The organism is Novosphingobium sp., from assembly GCF_031424035.1.
Lineage (GTDB): Bacteria > Pseudomonadota > Alphaproteobacteria > Sphingomonadales > Sphingomonadaceae > Novosphingobium.
In genome coordinates this window covers 57428-76735 of the sequence record NZ_JANPGP010000050.1, presented here as the reverse complement: position 1 = coordinate 76735, position 19308 = coordinate 57428, and the positions used below count along the sequence as shown (strand labels likewise).

Sequence of the window (19308 nt, the reverse complement as noted above, 5' to 3'; positions counted from 1 at the left end):
GGAGTGCCGCAATGGCCAGCGTTGAAATTGTCGAAGTCGGCCCGCGTGACGGGCTACAGAATGAAAAGGTGATGATCGCCACCGCCGACAAGGTGGAACTGGCGCGTCGCGCCATCGCGGCGGGCATCAGGCGGCTGGAAGTGACCAGCTTCGTCAACCCCGCGCGAGTGCCGCAGATGGCCGACGCCGAAGAGGTGGTGAAGCTGCTTGGCCGGCCCGAAGGCGTCACGCGGATTGGCCTCGTGCTCAATGAAAAGGGCGCCGACCGGGCGATTGCCTGCGGGCTCGATCAGCTGGGTGCGGTGACGCTCGCCAGCGACACCTTCGGCATCCGCAACCAGAAGCAGACCAGCGCCGAATCCGTCGAAGTGGCCAAGCGCATCATTTCGCAGGGCAAGGCGGCGGGCCTTTCGGCGCAAGTGACGATTTCGGCAGCGTTCGGCTGCCCGTTCGAAGGCGAGGTCGATCCGGCAAAGGTTGTCGCCATGGCGCGGCAGCTCGCGGCGGCTGGCCCGTGCGAGATCGTGCTGGCCGATACCATCGGCGTGGCCGTACCGGCGGAAGTCTTCCGGCTGGTGGCGCAGGTCAAGGCGGCCATCGCCCCGATCCCGGTGCGCGCGCATTTCCATGACACCCGCAACACCGCCATCGCCAATGTCTGGGCGGCGGTGGAGGCAGGCGCGAGCACTATCGACGCCAGCATCGGCGGGCTGGGCGGTTGTCCGTTCGCGCCCGGTGCGGCGGGCAATGTCGCGACCGAGGATGTGGTCTATCTCCTGGACCGTTCGGGCCTGCAAACCAATGTCGATTTCGATGCGCTGGTGGCCACGTCGCACTGGCTGGGCGGAGTGATGGGCAAGCAGCTTCCGTCGCAGCTGGCGAAGGCGGGCGGATTTCCAAAAGGTGAGGCGAAGTGATGTTGAAAGAGAATACCGGCGCGCTCAAAGGGGTGAAGGTGGTCGAGCTGGGACAGCTGATTGCCGGACCGTTCTGCGGCCAGCTGCTGGGCGACATGGGCGCCGACGTGGTCAAGATCGAGCTTCCCGGCGTAGGCGATCCGATGCGCGTATGGGGTAATGGCACGCACAAGGTGTGGTGGCAGGTGATCGGCCGCAACAAGCGCTCGGTCTCGATCAACCTGCGCGTTGCCGAAGGGCAGGCGCTGGCGCGCAAATTGCTCGCCGATGCAGACATCATGATCGAGAATTTCAAGCCCGGCACGATGGAAAAGTGGGGCCTTGATCCCGCCACGCTCCACGCGATCAACCCCGGCCTGATCATCGTGCGCGTTTCGGGCTATGGGCAGGAGGGCCCCTATTCCGATCGTGCCGGCTTTGGCGGGATTGGCGAGGCGATGGGCGGATGGCGCGCGATCGTTGGTGATCCGGACCGTCCGCCAAGCCGCATGGGCGTTTCCATCGGGGATTCGCTTGCCGGGACCTATGGCTGCATGGGCGCGCTGGCGGCGCTGCGCGTGCGTGACCAGACCGGGCGCGGGCAGGTGGTCGATTCCGCGCTGTACGAAGCCGTGCTACAGGTCATGGAAAGCCTCGTCGTCGAATACGATGTCGATGGCATCATGCGCGAACGGTCAGGCTCGGTGCTCAAGGGCATTGCCCCGTCGAACGTCTACAAATGCTCTGACGGCGAATACATGATCGGGGCCAATGGCGACGCCATCTTTGCGCGTCTGGCCACGGCGATGGGCCAGCCCGAACTGGCCACCGATGAACGCTATGCCACGCACGGCGCGCGCGGGGTCAATCAGGTGGAGCTCGACAATCTGGTCGATGCCTGGACATCCACGCTGACGATTGACCAGCTTGAGGCGAAGATGATCGAATATTCGATTCCTGCTGGCCGCGTCTACAAGGCGCCGGATATGCTTCGGGACCCGCATTTCGCGGCGCGGCAGGCCATCGTCGAAGTGCCCAATGAAGAGCATGGCTCGGTAAAGATGCAGGCCTGTTTTCCCCGTCTCTCGGACACTCCGTCGTCAATCCATCGCGCGGCCTCCCGCTTTCCGGGAGAACACAATGCCGAAGTTCTGGGCGAACGGCTGGGGCTGGGCGCAAAGGACCTTGCCGAATTGGCGGAACGCGGCATCATCTAGTCCCGGCTGAACGGGCGGAAGGGGAGTAATGGGGACCACGGACACGGCAGTGCCCACGCGAGTGGCGCTTGCCTATGGCACGGGCCAGCTTGGCGCGCAGATTTTCCGCGACACGCCGGCAGTGCTGCTGCCGCTGTTCATGACGACCATGCTCGGCGTGGCGCCGTGGATCGCCGGACTTGTCGTGCTGGTGCCCAAGTTGTGGCTGATCGCTTGCGATCCGCTGATGGGGGCATGGTCTGACCGGGTGAAGCCCAGCCGGGGGCGTACGCCGTTCCTGCTGGCCGGGGCAATTCTGACCAGCCTGACCTTCGTCGCGCTGTTCTGGCACACTGGCTATTCCAGCGCGGCTATGGCGGCGGTGGTTACCTGTGCGCTGTTTTTCGTCGGCTCGACGGCGTTTTCGATGTTCTCGGTGCCCTACCTTGCCATCGGGTCAGAGCTTTCCCCCGATCCACACCAGCGCACGCGGGTAATGATGTACCGGCTCAATTTCATGACCATCGGCGTGGTCGTCGGCGTGGGCGCGGCGCAGCCGCTGATGGCGGCCTTTGGCGGCGGGGCGGCTGGCTGGCGGGCGATGGGACTGGTGTTCGGCCTGCTGTGCATCGGCACCATGATGGTCACCGCCATCGGCCTGAAGGGCGTGAAACTGATCGAAGGCGCGGCTGCACCGGGCAATTTCCTCTCGCAGTTGAAGCAATTGGGTCAGAACACGCCGTTCCGCGTGCTGCTGACCGCACACTTCATCCAGAGCGTGGGGCAGGCATCGAGCTATACCGTCATTGCCTTCATCTACCTTTACGCGGTGAAGGCGATCTGGATCATCCTGCCTTTCGTGCTGGTCATGTCGGTGGTCGCGATTGCCAGCCAGCCGGTGTGGGTCGCCATGTCGCGCCGCTTCGGAAAGGAACGCTGCTATGTCGCGGCCATGCTGGGGTGGACGCTGGTGACGGCGAGCTGGTTCTTCGTGAAGCCTGCAGACGACGTCATCTTCGCCGGGCTGGGCACGCAGCATATCCTGGTGCTGGTGCGGGCCGTGGTGATCGGCGTGTTCAACGCCTCTTTCATCATGCTCGCCCTGTCGATGCTGACCGACACAATTGCTTATGAGCGCGACCGCACCGGATCTGCCAACGAAGGGGTGTTTTCGGGCATCTTCTCGGCAGCGGAAAAGCTGGCCTTCGCGCTTGGCCCGGTGATCGCGGGCGTGGTGATGAGCGTTTACGGCTTCCGGGAATCGACCGGCGGGATGGTGGAGCAGACGCCTGAGGCAATAACGGGCATCGTGCTGCTTTACAGCCTCTTCCCGGTGGCAACTCAGCTGGTCGCCCTGGCGGTATTCAGCCGCTATCGACTGCCCAAGAGCGCATGACTGACCGACAGACGGAGAGCATGCTCGCGTTCAGCCTCGCGCCATGCTGCCACCGCTAAATCCGCGAGATAATTTGAAAGCCTGAACCTTTGAAAGGTTGTTCGAAATGCGTGCCATGTCCCGTTCGCTGATCGCTATCCCAGTGATGGCCGCCGCCATGTTAGCCGCCGCCGCGCCGGCTTTAGCGGCTCCGCCTGCGCCAAACCTTGCGGCCAAGGGCAAGTTGATCTTCCTGCGCTGCGCCGCGTGCCATGCTGTATCGGCCAAGGCACCGAAGAAGGTTGGCCCCCACCTTGAAGGCGTAGTTGGGCGGACATCGGGAACGGTTCCGGGCTTCAGCTATTCGACGGCGATGAAGAAGACGCCGATCAAGTGGAATGACGCCGCGCTCGACAAGTGGCTGGCGCGTCCGGCGGGAATGGTTCCGGGCACGTCGATGGTCTTTGCTGGTCTGCCAAATCCGGCGGACCGTTCGGCGGTGATCGCCTATCTCAGGAAGCCGGTTCCCTGATGGACTTCAGTCGCCGCGCTTTCGTCGGGGGAGCGTTGTTGACGCCGCTGGCTTCTTCGCTGGCGGCAGGAGTCGCTTCTGTCCGAAATTTCGACCTCACTTGGGCCAGCGGACGGACAATCCAGATCACCGACTGGCGTCCCCGGGGTCGCGAGCGCGGGCTGGTGCTGTTCTCGCACGGTGCGCTTTCCGCGCCGCAGCTTTACGAAGCCGTGATCGGGCGTTGGGTGGCCGATGGCTGGCGTGTGATGGCGCCGCTGCACGTTGATTCCGAACGTCATCCCCATACGAAGGACTTTCCCGGCCTTGCCAGTTGGGGGGCACGTATCGAAGATATGCGCGCCTTGTCGGCCCACGTCGGCAATCGCCCATGGGTCGCCGCCGGGCACAGCTATGGCGGGCTGGTTGCACTGACGATGGGCGGCGCCGCAGCCGTGCCGCCACCGGGTATCAGTGGGCCGCTCTCTGATCTCAACGTCAGCGCGGTGGTCGCTTTTTCACCACCGGCGCCAGTTCCGGTGCTGTGCACGGCCGAGGGTTATTCCAGGATATCCGTCCCGGCGTTGATCCAGACCGGCACCGCGGACAATCCCCCTGCAGGCCCGGGCCTGGCTCCCGTTCCCGGATCGTGGAAAGGGCACCTCGTACCCTACGATGCGGCTTTACCCGGTGGGAACCGCTATGGTCTCGTGCTCGAAGGCGTGGACCATTACTTCGGCGGGCTGATCTGCCGTTACGAAGTGCCGGGGCCGAAACAGGCAGAGCGACTGGAGGATGCAATGCGCATCTCTTCGCAGTTCATGCGCGGCTTCGGAGCAAGCGACAAGGGAGCGCGGCGCATGCTGGATCGGCAGGTCATCGATAGCCTTCCCGTGCGCTTGCTGCGCAAATAGGGCTCAGCCTTCGGCGACTTCCGCGATAGTCTTGCGGTACGCTTCCGCCGTCTGCGCCTCAGCGGCTTCGGCGGCGTCCTTCGACGTCAGGTAGAACAGGCGGCCAAGGAAGTCCTGCCGCCAAGCCTCACGCGATTCCAGTGCGTCCTGATCCAGTTCCATTGTTTCAATGCCTGCCGCCAGATCGATGCCATTGGCCTTGGCCACGCGTTCGGCGGAATCGAGTCGGTCGCGCAGGGTCGCCAGTTCGCTGGCCAACACCATGATCATCGACATCGCCTCATCAAGGCCCGGAGTTTCGTAAAATTCAGGCCGCTTTCCGCGCGCGTGGCGGATCACGTGGGGGCGTTCAGTCATGCTGCGATTGCCTTTGCTTCTGCCTTGCGGCCGATGAACACTTCCCAGCCGCCGCCGGGAGCGAATTCGCCTGCCGTAAAGTCGCGTTCCGCGACGTGTTCGGATGCTTCCTGGCTGTAGCCTTCGGCCGCTGCAGCGAATTCCATGACCGCCATCGGTGCCGTGTCAAAGCGGACATCGGCGCGGTCAAACCCGGCTTTCACGGCCAGTTCGTACTGGTCCATATCGCGCATCGCACCCCAGAACGGCTCGTTGTTGTACCAGGTTTCATTGTCGAGGATGAACTGGGTGAACGGGTCCATCAGATCAAACGGCGGCAAGTCGGCATGGATCATCAGGCCGCCCGGCGCGAGGACGCGAAAAGTCTCCTCGAACACTTTCGGCATAGCCTTGCCGCTGGTTTCGTGCAGCAGGATGTGGCTGACAACGAGATCGAAATGGCCGTCGGGGAAAGTCGTTGCGGTCGCGTCCATCTGCGCGAAGTTGACCTCGAGCCCGAAGGCGGCAGCCCGCGCATGGGCATAGCGCACGCAGGGGCCGCCCACGTCGATGCCCCAGATCTCGGCCTCGGGAAACAGCTCTTTGTAGGGCAGGGTCGAGTGGCCCACCGTGCAGCCCATGTCGAGGATGCGGCGCGGCTTGAAGTCGGGCAGGTTGCGCTTGAGGTAATTGACCACCGAGCGGCCCATGTCGTCGTTGTTCGGCCCAGTATAGCCCATCGAATAGAGGTAGACGCCCCGATCATAAAGCGCGCCGACCGAGATGTCGTCCTCGCAGACCTCAGAACAATAACCGCCCGGCATGCAATGAATGTCCAGCGCCGTGACATAGCGCGGCGGCACGAAGCCTTCGGGGATGACCAGTTGCGCCGTGGTGCTGGCCGAGAGTTCCTTGGCCTTGGCATTCAGTTCGGCAAGCTGGCGGTCGACCGAGACATTGACCGATTCCCACAACAATTCCTGCGCGATGCGGTTTGCGGCGGCGTAGTGCTGGAAATAGATGTCGCCGACCATGCTGGCACGAATGTCGCGGCGATCGGCGGGGGCGCGGCCGTTCTCGCGCTCAAACTTCGGGGCGGCCCGCGTCTGGTAGATCGGGGTCAGGCCGGGGAGCAGGGTGGACTGAATGAAACCCTTGAAGCTCTTGGCGAACTCCTGCCGCGACGCCTCATCAGCGGTGGCTTTTGGTAAAGCGGCATGAGGTGCCTGCTGGAAGGTGTTCAACATCCGCTTCTCCGGTCGTCTGACTGCTTGCTCGCGCGTTCTTGCGGTGGAAGCGCGCACGGGGCAAGATCCACGCAGCTCCGCTATCCGCTTGGCGGTCATGCCTTGGTATCGCCCTGCTGCCGAATGAGGAAAGCGGAAAAACCACGCGCACACCAAATTGGAGACTGGACGATGGACGGAGCAAAGTTCTCGCGGCGCGATAGCCTTGGGCTGGCGGCACTCGCTGCCGGAGCGGCGGCAGCGCCTGCCCTGGCGAAGGGAGCCAAGCCGCGCTTCATCACCAAGATCGATTTCAAGGATCCGAAGTGGACGCGCGACACCTATGTGCGCATCGATGCCGACATTGATCCGACCAAGGAAAAGTGCGGCTGGCTGAAGGGCCGCGCCTATGGCGTGCGTGACGGCGAAAAGGTGCGCCCGCTGTTCGATGTCGAAGGTTTCAGCTTCGTGCGGACCAAGCGGTTGGACGATGGATCGTACCGCCGGATGCTGCGCGAAATCGTGTTCTACCGCGATTTCGAAACTGGCAAGATCATGGAAACCTGGCATAATCCCTATACGAACGAGACCGTGAAGGTAGTGCCGATCGCCAACGATCCGTTCAACTTCACCATCGGCGAATGGGCGCCTGAACCGCCGAGCTATGGCGGGCTCAACAAGGACAAGCCGCCGCGCAAGCCGTTCCTGCAGGAATGGGAGCATGGTCCGGAAGGCACGATGATCCTGCGCACCGGGATCGACATGATCTATCCGAACGCTCTCCAGCCCGACAAGTGGCCGCGCGAAAGCTCGGGCCCGATGAACCGCGTGTCCGAACACTTCATCTACGTGGTGAAGCGCAAGGACGTGGAGAACCCGAACCTCACCCACATCCCGCACATCGGATCGTGGTCGCGCGTTACGCCGTGGCTGCCGTGGATGCTGATGGGGCAGGCGCCTGGCCACGTGAACTATTTCACCAACTTCCAGACCATACCGAATGGCGTGGCCGGATTGCCGGCGGATCTGGTTGCCGCGGCCCGGAAGTATGGCGATAAGTGGCTTAGCGCGCCGACCGAGGATTACGGACCTTCGCTCTCCAGCCTGGAAAACTATGCGCGCGAGCAGAAGCCCGCGCCGGTGCCCGAAGGCTGGACGCCGCCGCAGCCGCCCAAGCGCTGAAGCAATTCTCCTCCCCGGGCGTGGACCGCCGGGGAGGAGCTTTTTCTATAGACCCAGAACGCCCGGGTTCATCAGTCCCCTGGGATCAAGCTCGCGCTTGATCGCACCGAGCAGGCTTTGCATCTGCGGCGCGAGGCGAACCTGATAGGGATAGGCGCGGCCGATCTGGAAGTGCGCCGCGCCGTGGTCCTGCATCACCGCAATGATCGCGTTCTTCAGCTCGTCGGCATAGGCGCGGGCTTCCGGGTCGGCCTTGAAGTCGGGCTGGCCGGCGAGGTACTCCGCGCCCAGCGTTCGCTCGTGATAGGATGTGCGCGCATCGGGCCAGTAGAGCGCAACCTCATAGAGAAACCCGGTCGAACCAACCGGTGAAAACATCGTCCCCAGCCAGACGCCCAGCTTGTCCATCTCGGCCTTGCGAGCTTCGATCAGCGCCTTGAACGCGGCGTCGAAAGCAACGGCCTGATCGTGCGCCAGAACGGCATGGATCGGCACCCAGCGTTCGCCGCCAGGGCCGAGGATGTTGAACAGCGGCGCGAAGGGCAGCGATTTGACGAAAGTCGGGATCGAATTGGCAATCTCGCGCCCGTGAGCAGAGAGCACGCGGCGCAGCTGTTTTGCCCGCAGCGCCGCTTCCTCGGCATCCGCGCCATCGACGATGAAGTGGAGCATGTATGCCCCGGCGCGCATGGCGTCCTCGCCGGCGATGGCCATGCGGATCAGTTGCGCTACGCCCTTCAGCTTCTTGGGCGCGCGCATCAGCACCTGTGCGGCAATCTCCAGCTTGGCACCAATCCCGTCCTGCCGGCCAATCTGGCCTTGTGACAGCGCGAGATCGAGCCCGAACTGCGAATCCTCGATCCCTGCCAACTGCGCAGCGCGCGAACCGGCGTGGAAGCTGGCGAAATCGTCGAAAGCAAAGCTCAGGCATTCGAAATGATTGCGTAAGGCGATCAGCGGCAAGCGCGCGGCGACCTTGATCCCGAACGCGCCGCAGTCGCCCGTGAACAGGCTGGTGAGGTCGGGGCCATAGTTGCGGACAGCGCCGCCGGTCCCGGTCGAGACCAGCTCGCCGCTGGCCAGCACCACGTCCATCGACAGCACTGACTGCGCCGAAATCCCGTGCGCCGCCGTGCCGTGGCTCACCGTGTTCTGGCTGAGGCTGCCGCCAACCGTGGCGGCAATGCCCGAAAACGGCCCCCAGAACGGCGTGCGGAAACCCTTGGCATCGAGTGCGGTTTTCAGGTTCGCCCAGGTGACGCCGGCTCCTGCCGTTACGGTGGCATTGGCCCCCTCAATCTCGATCGAGTCGAGCGCGCCTGTGTCGAACAGCACGTGGCCACCTTCGGGCAAGACGTAACCATCAGTATAGGAGGCTCCACCGCCCCGCGGGACCATGGCGATGCCGGCATCGGCGCACAGCCGCACAGCCCCTTGAAGGAGTTCGACCGTAGCAGGCCGGATCACGGCAAGCGGCGCGCCGCCAGTGCGGTAAACGTCGTTGGCGTAATAATCGAGGCTGGCGGCGTCGGTTGAAACTGCCGCTTCGCCCAGCGCATTGCGCAGCGCGGCGACCAGGTCTTCCGTGTTCGCCTTCGTCTTTGTCGCCATGGTCAACCCCGTCAAATTTTTGCCGCCGTCTCTTGCGACTTCTCCTTCGGCTTCGGCTTAGCCCGCCCGGCCTTATCCGGACAGCGGAGACTTGGGGCTGGGAGCGATGGGAGTGGCGAACTGCGTACCATCATGGCAAAATGGAAGCTTCCCGACCCATCGAATGGACTCGTACCGCGCGCCTGCTTCACTGGGGCATGGCGCTGGCTGTGCTGATTGAGGTGCCCGCCGGTTTCGCCATGGCTTGGACCTATGGCAGCAAGGTGCTGGAAACTCAGGCCATTCACCTTCGCGCCAGCCAGACTCACCACACGCTGGGAATGCTGATGCTGCTGGCAGTGTTGTTTCGCCTGTTCTGGCGCTGGAAGCATGGCGCAGCGACCTTGCCCGCAGGGATCGTCGCATGGCAGCGCTTGGCCGCGCGGGGAACGCAGGCGGGGCTTTACCTGCTCCTGCTCCTCATTCCGCTCAGCGGCTGGGCCGCGCTTTCAGCGTTGGGTGCTGGCGGGGGTTATCCGGCGCCCGAGATGTGGTTTTTTACCCATGATGGCTTTGGCCCCGGAGGCATGATCCCGCACCTGGTCGAACCACATCCGTGGAACGCCAAGGTTCTGCTCGGTTACGGCCTGTTCGCCCGCGCGCATGTCTACATGCTGATGTTTGGCGGGGGACTCGTAGCCATCCACGGCCTTGCCGGGCTATACCACCATTTCATCCGGCGCGATGGCGTGCTGCGGCAGATGTGGAGCGGCACTACGATCACAGGTTCAATGGAGTAAACTAGTGGCAGAACGCACCAACCATGACCGCATCCAGCGTGCCAAGGGCAGCCAGCCGGTGGTGTTCGAAAGCCAGACGGTGGACGCGCTCGCCGCCATGGTCATCGCTCTGCTGGGCGAGGTCGCAGTCTTGCGTGACCGGCTTGATGCCAACGAACGCCTGCTGGCCGATGCCGGATTGCACGGGCCGGACAAGGTCGATGCTTTCCAGCCCGATGCCGCCGCCAAGGCGCGCCGCGCCGAAGTCCGCAACGCCAGCTACAACCGCGTGCTGGGGGCCGGGCGTGACAAGCTGGTGCCCGACCTGCTGACCGAGCAGCAGCAATACGATGCAACCCTCTCCGCAGTGGCGGATGCAGCCGAAGGGACCCGGCCATGATCAGGAACGCACCCGAACATTATGGCCATGCCGTCATGCCGCAAGCCAACCATGACGAGCAGGCGCTGGAGGAGCACTTCCTCGCGCTGCGTGAATGGACCGCGCGCAACCTCGATCCGCTCGACCGGCGGTTGCTGGACGAGGTCGTGGTGCCCGAGGTTGGCGAGAAACTGGGCCGTGTACCGGGCAAGAGCAGCGAAGTGCGCTGCGCGCTGGAGGCAGAGCCTTTCCATCAGTACTGGCTGACACTCACGCTCGCCTATCAGGACCGCATGTGGCACGCGATCGACGAGGCCATTGACCGACAGTTCGATGATCTGGCGGGCGAGGTCGAAAAGTATGTGGCCAACCCCAAGGGATCGCTGCGGCTCAATCCCGACCTTCAGATTCCGCGCTATATCACTGCAATCGACAATCACCGGATGCCCGGTTCCTACACGGTCGATACGGCGGACAACGATTTCCGCGCCGGCGCGCTTTATGACCGGTTCTCCTCAACCTATCTGCGCATGTTCAATGGTGGCTGGAAGAACGATGGGCGCGGCCACACGGTCGCCAGCCATGTCATGGATTTCTATCCAGATCTGAAGCCCAAGCGCATTCTCGATCTCGGTTGCTCAATCGGTCAGTCGACCGTGGCGCTGTCCGCTGCCTTTCCGGATGCCGAGATTTACGGCGTAGACATTGGCGCGCCGATGCTGCGCTATGGCCACGCCCGCGCCGAAGCGCTGGGCGCGGCGATCCATCTCAGCCAACAGAACGCCGAATGCACCGACTTTCCGGACGGCAGCTTCGATCTGGTCTGCTCGGCCGCCGTGCTTCACGAAACCTCGACCAAGGGGATGCGGGCGATCTTCAAGGAGAGTCACCGCCTGCTGCGATCCGGCGGGGTGATGGTCCATGTCGACGTACCGGCGCGGCACGAGCATCTGGGCCTGTGGGACCAGATGCGGCTTGACTGGGAATCGCACTACAACAACGAGCCCTTCATGACTGTGCTTGCCCGCACCGACTGGATGGAGGTTGCCAAGGCGGCAGGCTTTGCCGAGGAAAAGACCGCAGTCGGCTACCGCCGCGGGGTGCGCGAACTTGACCCCAAACGGGAAGATTTCTTCACCGAGGGCCACCCGGAAGGGCGCACGATGTTGGGGTCGTGGTACGCCTGTTCGTCGGTGAAAGACTGAGCGCAAGCCTGCCTAGATCAACGGTCTGCTCACCCACAACATCTCGTCGGAAGCACATCCTCTGCCCGCAGTGTTATCGCAGGCACCGACTAAGCCGACTGCGCAAAAGCGGATGCCATCCGCGAAACGGCTGCGCGGCGGGCAGCGCAATTCTGGCGCATTGTTCGGCAGCGCGGAAACGCTGAGCGAGGCGCTGATGGACGATCACCGCGAGGGCGTGACGAAGTTCATCCTGCGCGGTTTCAATCCCGTCGAGGACGTTACCGCCATCGGCAGGGACCTCGCCCCGCTGCTGCACGCCAAGGCGCTGGACTATGACGTGCGAGTCAGCGCCAGTTCCATCACCACGTAACGCGTGCCGTTCCAGTTGCACGAATTGCCGTTGGCGCTCGACATGTCCGCAGCGAACTTCAGCTGGCTCATGCCAAAGTAGTTATAGCCCTCCGGTGCGCCGCTGTCTGGCTCCATCTCATAGCCATAGGTCAGCTTCCATTCGCCCGATGGCAGCGCGGACAGGCGCTCGGCGTAGGAATGCGAGCGCGATACCCGTTCTCCGCGCGTTTGCAGCGTCAGCGCCAGGTCCGGCCGGATCGTCACCTGCGCCTCCCACGTGTACAGAACCGAGCCATCTGGGGCGAGCGCGGTGCCTGCGACTTCCCAGATTCCGGCGATATCAGGGGTCACTTGGCGTGCACCTTGCCGAGCCACACACCTAGATCGCGCCCGGTTACCTGCGCTGAGGAGAACGGCTTCAGGCCTGTCACCGCAATCGCCCGTTCGATCAGCGACAACACGCCCGGCATGCCGGTCGACGGCGCGCTATCAGTCGCCAGGCCATCGCGCGGCCAGTCGAACCGGATGACCCGGTAGCGGCCCTTCAGCGCATCGGCCCAGGCGTTCCATTCGCGGAGGTTGGTTATCGATGAATGGAGCATCAGCATTACCGGGCTTTCGCCCTCTTCGCGGATGTGCAGGTGGACCGTGCCGGACGGTCCAAAGCGCGATGGCGCGGCAGCCTGATCTGCCTTCACCTGCCCATACGAAGGATTCCACCAGCCCAGCCGCATCGTGCCGCGCACGCCCGCGACCAGCAGCAACAGAACTAGCAACGCCTCGCCGACCCACTTCGCCATTCCCGACTCCCCGTCCTTTGCAGCAGGCTATGCGGGGTGGAGCAGCGGACCATTCAGGTTGCCAGCCTCTCCGGTCAGCGGATAGTCAGCCGGGGTGCATGGCACTGCGGGCCTCTCCGGCAGAGCTTTGGCGATCACAGGGAGAAACCAATGGATATCGACCGGCGCATGGTTCTGGGCGGGCTCGCCGCAGGGGCAATTGCCGCGCAAGTGAGCGCGGCGGGTGCGGCTGGCACATCGCCGGCCAGCCGGATGCGGACTTTCATGCTGATGCGCGGGGCGCTTGATGAACGGCTGATCTCCAGCTGGATGTCAGCCAATTACTATGGCGTCGTTGATGATCGAATGGAGCCGTTGTTCGATGTCGTCGCCGCTGTTTTTGCCCGTTACCGGCGCTTGCCTGATGGCAGCTTCGAAGGGGTCAGCGGCGAACTGGCGTGGTTTGTCGACAAGGATACTGGCAAGGCGATGGATACCTACCGTAACCCCTATACCGGGGAAACGGTCGACGTGCCCTCGGGAGGTCTGACGCCCTCGAAGATCTTATTCATGCCGGACTTGTCGATGCGCCTGTCGCGGTCGGTTCCGGGGATGGAATTTGCCCACGAGGTCATCGGCCCGGTCTCACGCGGCAATGACGTCTGGCTGACCGAGCGGTCGCGCAGCAGCTTCAAGGTTCCGGGTCAGGCGAGGCCCATGCGCTATTCCGAAAGCAACATCTTCAAGGCCAAGCGTTCGGCAATAGAGGCCAAGGGCGCGACACGGGTGACCAGTGATGTTGCCTTCACCAATGTCGTGTCGTGGCGGCCGTGGCTGAAGATGGGCGATCACCCCGGCCATCTGACTGCGACCGGCGCCGGGCAGCACACGTCTTCGCTCGACATGTTCCCGCCCGAGTGGATCGCGGCAACCCGCGCGCGGCGGCCCGAAGTGCTGAAGGACCCGGCCTCGATGCTCGCGCCGCTGTGGGACGCGCGTTAACCTTCGAGCAGGTCCAACAGTTCCGCATCGCGCCGGATGTTGCGCCGCGCCAGCGCATAGAGCGCCATGCCGGCGGCGAGGGCGGGCAGGCCGAAGTTGGCGATTGACCAGCCGACCATGGCGGGATCGCCGAACACCCGCTCAGTGATTGAGGCGACCGCCAGCGGGCCCAGTGTTGCGCCGATCATAGTGTTAAGCACCAGCGTCAGCGCCACCGCTGCACCGCGCATCCGGGGCGGAACGATTGACTGCAGCGTGGCCAGCATGACGATGCCCAGCACGGCAAAGGCCGTCCCTGCGCTCGCCACCAGCAACGCGGCGAGCGGCAGATGTCCGGTCAGCACGGCCAGCTCTGCCGGGATCGCGCAGGCCGGGATCAGCGCCAGAATGGTGAATCGCGCCATTGGCTTGCCGGCGCGCATCGAGCGATCTAGCAACCAGCCGCCGAGCAAGGGGCCGATCGCGGCGAAGGCCAGTGACACGGGCCCAAGGAAGCTTGCGAAGAACGCCGGGGTTGCGCCGAACTGGCGGACCAGCATCGCCGGCGCCCATGCTGCCGCGCCGTAAACCACGGCGAAACACACCGCGAAGCCAAGGTAGAGCGGCATCAGCACGGCGCGGTGGGCGATCAGGAAGTGCAGCTCGTCCTTGCCGGGAAGGGCGGCGACATGGTCCACCGAACCGCGCCGCACAGGCTCGCGGCAGAACAGCATCAGGGCGGCCACCAGAATGCCGCAACTGCCGAACAGCACAAAGGCGAGACGCCAGGGCGCCAGCGCGCCGATCAGCGGAAGGCCGGCAAAGGCCCCGCTCGCGGCGTGCGACAGGATCAGGCCGGTCAGCGCGATGGCGAGGCCATTGGCAAGGCTCTGCCCGAGCATGAAGACGCTGAGCGGCCGTCCGCGCCGTTCAGGCGGAAACAGGTCGGCGATCAGCGAGATCGCCGCCGGGCTGAGCGCCGCTTCCCCAAGTCCGACCAGCAAGCGCGCGGTAAAGATCTGGCCGAACGTCTGCGCCAGCCCGCTGGCAATCGTCGCCATGCTCCACAGCGCAATCCCGCCCATGACGAGGTTGCGGCGTGATTTGCGGTCGGCCAGCAAGCCCATGGGCAGCCCAACGAAGGCATAGAACAGCCCGAAGGCGAGGCCTTGCAGCAAGCCAATCTGCTGGTCGCCGATGCCGATGTCCTGCCGGACCGGATCGACCACGACATTGAGCACGCTGCGGTCGATGACCGAGAACAGCCCGGCAAGGAACAGCAGGGCGATGAAGCCCCATGCGCGGCGCGGGGAGGGCCAGGCGGCCTCGCTCACAGAAGCTCCAGTGCCCGGGCGCGGGTCTTGATGTAATCGCCCAGCCAGTCCAGCCCGCGAAAGCGCAGCGTCCCGCGACCGACCGAACGCGAGCTATCGGCCATGCCTGAAACCAGCCGGAAGGCCTTGGCCATCAGGAACAGCTCCTGATTTTCGATCTCTGCCGATGTAAACGGCCGGACCGAGGCGTAGCCCGCCTCGAAGGCCTCACCGTAAGCGGGCGAATAGCCGTAGAACAGGTTGCCCCACGTGTAGTTCTTGACGTCCTGCATGAGGAAATCCTCACCCAGCGCGTCGAAATCGAGCAGGGTAATCTGGCCGTCTTCGTTGACGTGGACGTTGCTGGGGTGGAAATCGCGGTGACACACGCCCATCGGCAGGCCTTCGGCGGCCAGCTTGTCAAACCGTTCGGCCATGCGTTCGGCGATGATCGGATAATCGCGCAAGTCGTCGGGCCGGTCATAGACGAAGTCGATCAACGCCGGCATCCAAACCGAATATTCCTTGGCCTGATCCGTGGAGTACGTGTGGTCCGCGCCGATCCATTCCGAACCCAGCAAGTGCATTTCGGCGAACAGTGCGCCGATGCGGTGGGCGGTGTCCTCGCTCAGGCACTCGCCGAACTTGCAGCCGGGCGCCCAGTCATAGAGCGCAAGCGCGCGGTCGCCCTCTGGGGCGGCGGCCTTGAACCACAGGCACCCGTCCTTTTGCGCGACCGCCACCGAAGCCGGGAAGCCCTTTTCGCGCAGGAAATCGAGGAACGACAGCTCGTAGCCAACTGAATCCACATCGCGCCATGTCTTGCGCCATGAGCGAAGGGCGAACTGCGTACCCGAACCGTCCTTGATCAGGTAGACGTCGTTCATGCCGCGATAGAGCAGAAAGGCATCGACCGGACCCGGCAGGTCATAACGCCGCGCCACTTCGGCGGCGATGAACGCGGGGTCCAGCACCGAGTGCGAAATGACCGCGCTTACGAGGGGGTTGTCAGGCGAAGAAGGTGCAGAGAGCATGGGCGATCCGATCAGGGGCTAGGTCAAAAATATCACGGTTGAGGTCTGGCAGGTCGACAATTTTGCAGTTCGGCAGCAGGGCTGCGGCGGCGCGCGAGACGCCGGCGATGTCTTCCTCGGGCTGAAGCAGAAGCGCGGGCTGGCTCACTTCGGGCAGGCGGGAATAGTCGTAGTCCCAGACACCCATGTAGGCCCAGGTGAAGCGGTGCAGAACCTTGGCCTTGTCGGAGAAATTCCACACGGCCTTTGACATCGGCACGGCCGGATCGCGGTTGGTGACTACGTAAGTCCACAAGTTGGCCAGCAGCGCCTTGATCACCTCGCCGTCCTCATCGGGTTCGGGGTAGCCCAGTGCTTCGGCCAGCTTCCCGGCGCGGCTTTCTGACGGATACATCGGCACGCCGGTCAGCGCGATCCGGCCAATCAGGTCGGGCCGCAGAAGGGCAAGCTCGATCGTGTGCAGCGTGCCGGTGTGGAAACCGTAGCAATCGACCGGCCCGGTCAGGCCAAGGGCGTCGAGCGCGTCGGAGAATGCGGCGGCGTAGCCCGGAATTCCCGGCGGGGCGGGGGGCGCGTCCGACATGCCATAGCCGGGCGTGTCGAAAGCAATAACCCGGCGGTCGGCGGCACAGGCAGTGATCAGCGCTTCGTATTCGTAGGATGACGACGGATTCTGGTGCAGCAGGACCAGCACGGGCTTGCCGCTGTCCGCCCCGGCGGTGCGGTAATGCATCTGTCCATAGCGGCAGGTGGTATAAGCGCGTTGAATTGACACAGGGCTCTCCTTTGCGGCGCAAGCATGCAGGCAGGCTCGCATGCCTCGCTCGCGTCATGTCCGCCTATCCACCATTCGGACAAAGCTCCCGCTAATCACGGAAACAGCCGGGTTTCCCTATCCATTGCGGTATCAACCTGGGGAGAACACCGTGACGAAACTTGCGACCGGGACCAAGGCCGGTTTCGCGGTTGGCCAGATTGCCGGCCAGCTGTTCCGCGACGTGCCTTCGCTGCTGCTGCTGTTCTACCTGACTACCGTTATGGGGATAGCGCCAGCGGTGGCGGGCTCGGCGATCTTCCTGCCCAAGGTCTTCTTCGGGGCTGTGTTTGACCTCGCCGTCGGCATGGGATCGGACCGTATCGCGGACCGCTTTCCCCGGCGGCGCTGGCTGCTGGTCGGCGGGGTGCTGGCACCGCTGGCAATGCTGGCGGTCTTCGCCGTGCCCCATGCCTCGCAATCCGTGCAGGTGGCCTGGGTGTTCATGACCTTCAGCCTCTACATGGCGACCTTCAGCATGTTTTCGGTGCCTTACCTCGCCCAATTCACCGAAATGTCGCCCGATCCGCAGGAACGGACCGAACTTATGGCGTGGAAGCACGGCTTCACCGGCGTCGGCGTGCTGCTCAGTTCGGCTGCGGCACCGGCCTTGGTCGGACGTCTCGGCGGGGACCGGACAGCCTACCTGATTACCGCTGCGCTGGTTGGCGCGATGTGCCTGCTGTGCCTGTTCACTGCCTGGCGTTTCGCGGCACGCATTCCAGACCGTGTGAGCACCGGCCGGCCCTTGTCGCTACATGACCTGCCAAATGCCTTCCGCGATCGCAGCTTTGCTGTTCTGTGCCTGTCAGCGGTGATCATGACGGTTGCCTCAGGCGTGTCCTATGCGTCGTTCGCCTTCTTCGTGAAGTTTGCGATGCAGCGCGCGGACGCTTTCGCGCAGATTGGCGTGATGTCAGCAATCATGGCGTTTGCGGTGATGGGCGGATCACCCTTGTGGGTCTGGGTCGCGCGGAGGCTCGGCAAGAAAAACACGTACGTGCTGGCAGCTTGCGGTCATGGCCTGGTGACACTGGCCTGGGGGCAACTGGTCGATGCGCCGATCTGGGTGGCGTACGGCCTCGCCGCTATCATGGCGACGTTCAATGCGGGCTGGGGCCTGATTGTCCTTTCGCTGCTGTCGGATACCATCGCCGATGCCCGGACCCGGCTGGGTGAGAACCGCGCCGGCGTCTATTCGGCGATCTGGTCGATTATCGAGAAGGCGGGAATTGCGCTGGGCGGTACGCTGATTGTCGGCGCGCTGCTTTCCGCCAGCGGCTTCGATGCCGCAGCCGCGCAGCGCGGAGCGGCGCAATCGGCGCAGGCCGTGGCCGGCATCGTGTTCTCCTACGCAACGCTGCCCGGCCTCGCCAAATTGGTGGCCGCTGCGCTGATTTGGCGGCTTGTCGATGGCAAGCAGGAAGGAAAAACCGATGCCAAGTGAACAAGCCGGAGTCGTATTGGTTGGTTGCGGCAGGATCAGTGCATCGCACCTGCGCGCCATTGCCGAATTGCCTGAGGACTATCGCCTGATAGCGACGGTCGATCGCGATATTGGCCGGGCCGATGAAGCGGCGGCGCCATTTGGTGCCATGGCCTTGGCATCGCTCGATCACGCGCTGGCGCTGCCCGGGGTGACCTGCGTGATCCTGTGCACGCCCAATGGCGACCATGCCCAGCAGGCGATGGCCAGCCTGAAAGCCGGTAAGCACGTGCTGGTTGAAAAACCGCTCGCCGAAACCGGGGAGCAGGCGAGGGCATTGGCCACCGAAGCCCAGCGTCAAGACTTGGTGCTCGCCGCCGGCCACACATTCCGGCATTGCGCGCCGGTCAATTACCTGCTCGATCATGTGGCGGAGCTTGGCCGGTTGCGCGCGGTTGAAGTCAGTTCCTGTGTCTTCTGGGATGGTCCGCAAGCTCCGTGGTGGGCCGAACGCACGCCTGAGGAAGGCCTGATCGTCTCGTTGTTCGCGCCGCATTCGCTCGATTTCATCCAGCTCGCCATGGGCGATGTCGCGCCGACGCGGGTCCATGCCGAAGGCGCGCGCCACCAGTCAGGCTGGCAGGGCGAGGACGAGGCGATGATCGTGCTCGCTTATCCGGGCCGACGCATGGCCACGCTCCATCTGTCCTATAACCAGCTGCCTATCCATGACCGCAAGGTGCTGTTTTTCGAAAAGGGCGTGATGGAGATCATCCATGGCGAGACCCTGCTGTGGAACGGCGCACCGGTGATCGTGCCGCCGCCGGGGATGGTCACTGACCCGGGCCGCATGGGCGGGCGCGATCTTGCGCATTACTTCAGAGGTCAGCTTGCCGAATTCGCCAAAGCCATGCGCCGCGAGGGGCATCGCTGCCCCAGCGGGGCGGAAGCCGCGCTCGGCATCGAACTGCTTGACCGGGTGCGCGCATCGCTGCGGGCTAATTCAGCCGAGGAAATCGATCCACCACCGAAAGGATAG

General features: G+C 63.9%; 21 protein-coding genes. 13 read left to right on the top strand and 8 right to left on the bottom strand.

Annotated features, from left to right (window positions below; genetic code table 11):
* The first annotated feature begins 11 nt into the window (after positions 1-11).
* From RMO89_RS07790 to RMO89_RS07770, 5 genes are all read left to right on the top strand, one after another.
* The gene (locus tag RMO89_RS07790) at positions 12-917 is read left to right on the top strand and encodes a hydroxymethylglutaryl-CoA lyase (protein WP_310532322.1); all 906 of its coding nucleotides are present in this window, start codon (positions 12-14) and stop codon (positions 915-917) included.
* Positions 917-2113, top strand: coding sequence for a CaiB/BaiF CoA-transferase family protein (locus tag RMO89_RS07785; RefSeq protein WP_310532321.1), 1197 nt, complete (start codon positions 917-919; stop codon positions 2111-2113). Before RMO89_RS07790 ends, RMO89_RS07785 begins: the two co-directional genes overlap by 1 nt.
* A gap of 28 nt (positions 2114-2141) precedes the next feature.
* A complete protein-coding gene (locus RMO89_RS07780) occupies positions 2142-3488 on the top strand; it encodes an MFS transporter (RefSeq protein WP_310532320.1) in 1347 nt (448 codons plus the stop codon).
* Between the two features lie 106 nt (positions 3489-3594).
* Entirely contained in the window at positions 3595-3999 is a 405-nt protein-coding gene (locus RMO89_RS07775) for a c-type cytochrome (RefSeq protein WP_409035522.1), read from the top strand.
* A complete protein-coding gene (locus RMO89_RS07770) occupies positions 3999-4892 on the top strand; it encodes an alpha/beta hydrolase (protein WP_310532318.1) in 894 nt (297 codons plus the stop codon). Before RMO89_RS07775 ends, RMO89_RS07770 begins: the two co-directional genes overlap by 1 nt.
* Positions 4893-4895: 3 nt before the next feature.
* On the opposite strand, the gene RMO89_RS07765 is transcribed toward RMO89_RS07770, so the two are convergent.
* Both RMO89_RS07765 and RMO89_RS07760 read right to left on the bottom strand, forming a co-directional pair.
* Entirely contained in the window at positions 4896-5249 is a 354-nt protein-coding gene (locus tag RMO89_RS07765) for a hypothetical protein (RefSeq protein WP_310532316.1), read from the bottom strand.
* Positions 5246-6475, bottom strand: a complete 1230-nt coding sequence (locus tag RMO89_RS07760) for a class I SAM-dependent methyltransferase (protein WP_310532315.1) — start codon at positions 6473-6475, stop codon at positions 5246-5248. Before RMO89_RS07760 ends, RMO89_RS07765 begins: the two co-directional genes overlap by 4 nt.
* A gap of 171 nt (positions 6476-6646) precedes the next feature.
* Between RMO89_RS07760 and RMO89_RS07755 the strand changes: the two genes are divergently transcribed.
* Complete coding sequence (locus RMO89_RS07755) at positions 6647-7636, top strand: DUF1838 family protein (RefSeq protein WP_310532314.1); 990 nt, start codon at positions 6647-6649, stop codon at positions 7634-7636.
* 45 nt (positions 7637-7681) lie between these two features.
* Here RMO89_RS07755 and RMO89_RS07750 read toward each other — a convergent pair whose 3' ends face one another.
* The gene (locus RMO89_RS07750) at positions 7682-9247 is read right to left on the bottom strand and encodes an FAD-binding oxidoreductase (protein ID WP_310532313.1); all 1566 of its coding nucleotides are present in this window, start codon (positions 9245-9247) and stop codon (positions 7682-7684) included.
* 140 nt (positions 9248-9387) lie between these two features.
* On the opposite strand from RMO89_RS07750, the gene RMO89_RS07745 reads away from it, so the two are divergent.
* The 4 genes from RMO89_RS07745 to RMO89_RS07730 all read left to right on the top strand — a co-directional run bounded on the left by RMO89_RS07745 (position 9388) and on the right by RMO89_RS07730 (position 11941).
* Complete coding sequence (locus tag RMO89_RS07745; protein WP_310532311.1) at positions 9388-10026, top strand: cytochrome b/b6 domain-containing protein; 639 nt, start codon at positions 9388-9390, stop codon at positions 10024-10026.
* 4 nt (positions 10027-10030) lie between these two features.
* Positions 10031-10405, top strand: coding sequence for a hypothetical protein (locus RMO89_RS07740; RefSeq protein WP_310532310.1), 375 nt, complete (start codon positions 10031-10033; stop codon positions 10403-10405).
* The gene (locus tag RMO89_RS07735) at positions 10402-11589 is read left to right on the top strand and encodes a class I SAM-dependent methyltransferase (RefSeq protein ID WP_310532308.1); all 1188 of its coding nucleotides are present in this window, start codon (positions 10402-10404) and stop codon (positions 11587-11589) included. Before RMO89_RS07740 ends, RMO89_RS07735 begins: the two co-directional genes overlap by 4 nt.
* Positions 11590-11701: 112 nt before the next feature.
* Positions 11702-11941, top strand: a complete 240-nt coding sequence (locus RMO89_RS07730; RefSeq protein ID WP_310532306.1) for a hypothetical protein — start codon at positions 11702-11704, stop codon at positions 11939-11941.
* On the opposite strand, the gene RMO89_RS07725 is transcribed toward RMO89_RS07730, so the two are convergent.
* Entirely contained in the window at positions 11902-12273 is a 372-nt protein-coding gene (locus tag RMO89_RS07725; RefSeq protein WP_310532304.1) for a hypothetical protein, read from the bottom strand. The genes RMO89_RS07730 and RMO89_RS07725 overlap by 40 nt on opposite strands.
* Positions 12270-12722, bottom strand: a complete 453-nt coding sequence (locus RMO89_RS07720; protein WP_310532303.1) for a hypothetical protein — start codon at positions 12720-12722, stop codon at positions 12270-12272. The genes RMO89_RS07725 and RMO89_RS07720 overlap by 4 nt, the downstream gene beginning before the upstream one ends.
* A gap of 150 nt (positions 12723-12872) precedes the next feature.
* On the opposite strand from RMO89_RS07720, the gene RMO89_RS07715 reads away from it, so the two are divergent.
* Entirely contained in the window at positions 12873-13703 is an 831-nt protein-coding gene (locus RMO89_RS07715) for a DUF1838 family protein (protein WP_310532302.1), read from the top strand.
* On the opposite strand, the gene RMO89_RS07710 is transcribed toward RMO89_RS07715, so the two are convergent.
* Genes RMO89_RS07710 through RMO89_RS07700 form a run of 3 tightly spaced genes read right to left on the bottom strand, consistent with a single transcriptional unit; the run spans position 13700 to position 16804 of the window.
* A complete protein-coding gene (locus RMO89_RS07710; protein ID WP_310532301.1) occupies positions 13700-15016 on the bottom strand; it encodes an MFS transporter in 1317 nt (438 codons plus the stop codon). The two genes, RMO89_RS07715 and RMO89_RS07710, sit on opposite strands and share 4 nt — an antisense overlap.
* On the bottom strand, positions 15013-15969 hold the full coding sequence (locus tag RMO89_RS07705; protein ID WP_310532299.1) for a phosphotransferase: 957 nt from the start codon (positions 15967-15969) through the stop codon (positions 15013-15015). The genes RMO89_RS07710 and RMO89_RS07705 overlap by 4 nt, the downstream gene beginning before the upstream one ends.
* Before the next feature lie 34 nt (positions 15970-16003).
* The gene (locus tag RMO89_RS07700; protein WP_310532297.1) at positions 16004-16804 is read right to left on the bottom strand and encodes an alpha/beta fold hydrolase; all 801 of its coding nucleotides are present in this window, start codon (positions 16802-16804) and stop codon (positions 16004-16006) included.
* Positions 16805-16955: 151 nt separating this feature from the next.
* Between RMO89_RS07700 and RMO89_RS07695 the strand changes: the two genes are divergently transcribed.
* Both RMO89_RS07695 and RMO89_RS07690 read left to right on the top strand, forming a co-directional pair.
* The gene (locus RMO89_RS07695) at positions 16956-18290 is read left to right on the top strand and encodes an MFS transporter (protein ID WP_310532296.1); all 1335 of its coding nucleotides are present in this window, start codon (positions 16956-16958) and stop codon (positions 18288-18290) included.
* Positions 18280-19308, top strand: a complete 1029-nt coding sequence (locus tag RMO89_RS07690) for a Gfo/Idh/MocA family oxidoreductase (RefSeq protein WP_310532294.1) — start codon at positions 18280-18282, stop codon at positions 19306-19308. Before RMO89_RS07695 ends, RMO89_RS07690 begins: the two co-directional genes overlap by 11 nt.